Source organism: Streptomyces sp. NPDC017890, from assembly GCF_044328675.1.
Classification (GTDB): domain Bacteria; phylum Actinomycetota; class Actinomycetes; order Streptomycetales; family Streptomycetaceae; genus Streptomyces.
Window position 1 is genome coordinate 1 of sequence record NZ_JBIRHU010000171.1, and the last position, 1,058, is coordinate 1,058.

Genomic DNA, 1,058 nt, shown 5'->3' on the forward strand with positions numbered 1-1,058 from the left:
CAACATCTGTCCGCCGGGCGTAAGGCCCATTCTTGTCGCTGTTCCGCCTGCGATCGACAGAAGTTGATGCGGGGACATCCGTTCTCGCAGTACCCCTTTGGGTAGTCCTGTTGTTCCGGAGGTGTAGACCATTCCCATGGAGTCGACGATGGCACCCTCTTGATGAGGTAATGGCGTTTCGGTTTCTCTGAGCAACTCCTCGAGCGTGACGTATTTGCCGCTAGGGCGCGCCAGTTCACTGCTCACTCCCAACTCTGCGAGCAGTTCACCAGGCATAGCTACTTCGATGATGTCGACGGGGTTCTGCAACTGAGAAACAGCATCTTCGACGCTACTGATGAACTCGGTGTGCGCGATTACCAGTCGCGCGCCGCTGTCGCCGAGGAGATGACAGATCTCTGAGCCAGTCCAGTGCCAATTGACTGGAACCGGATTTCCGCCGCAGCTGGCCACCGCGAGCGAAACCTCGAGAAACTCGATGTCATTCCGCATTACGAGAGCTACACGTTCCCCTGGCTGTATTCCTCGCGCCTTGATCGCGGCGGCAAGTCGGCCGGCACGTTGGTGGGACTCGTGCTGGCTACGGACTCTGGTTCCACAGGTGACGGTCGGCTGTTGAGGGTCGTCCATTGCACTCATGCCATCGAAGTCTGCCAGGCGAGGGCCTGTGGCGAGCTGATGGTTCAACTCCGCAGCGCCGCGAATCGGACCAAAGTCACATAGCAGAAGCGCGTGGGATGTTGCAGACAATCGCCCGAAGCTGTTTACTTCTGATTGCGTAGTCGATCAAAACTGATCGTTTGAGTTACTTGCGGGCGGCCACACAGGGGAGGCGAGGATGGAGTTGAACTCACGGCGACGTATGGGGAGGCCGGGTACGGGTTCGCTCATATGCAGCCTTAACCTCGTCCACCGTGGCGTCGAGTCCCTGGGACAATTTTTCGGCGACATCTTCCCTCAGTCGAGAATGCCCTCGCTCGACGGTAGCCAGAGCGGTCGTGGACATTCCAATCTTCTTGGCCAACTGAGGCTGCGTCAGACCCCGAAAGACCCTGAGG

At 58.3% G+C, this 1,058-nt stretch carries 2 protein-coding genes; both read right to left on the reverse strand.

All coding sequences use genetic code 11. The annotated features are described in order from the left end of the window. On the reverse strand, positions 1-639 hold a 639-nt coding region (locus ACH4F2_RS36315; RefSeq protein WP_398136843.1), incomplete at its 3' end, for an AMP-binding protein. A gap of 211 nt (positions 640-850) precedes the next feature. Next, the coding region (locus tag ACH4F2_RS36320) for a helix-turn-helix transcriptional regulator (RefSeq protein WP_398136844.1) at positions 851-1,058 on the reverse strand (208 nt) is incomplete at its 5' end.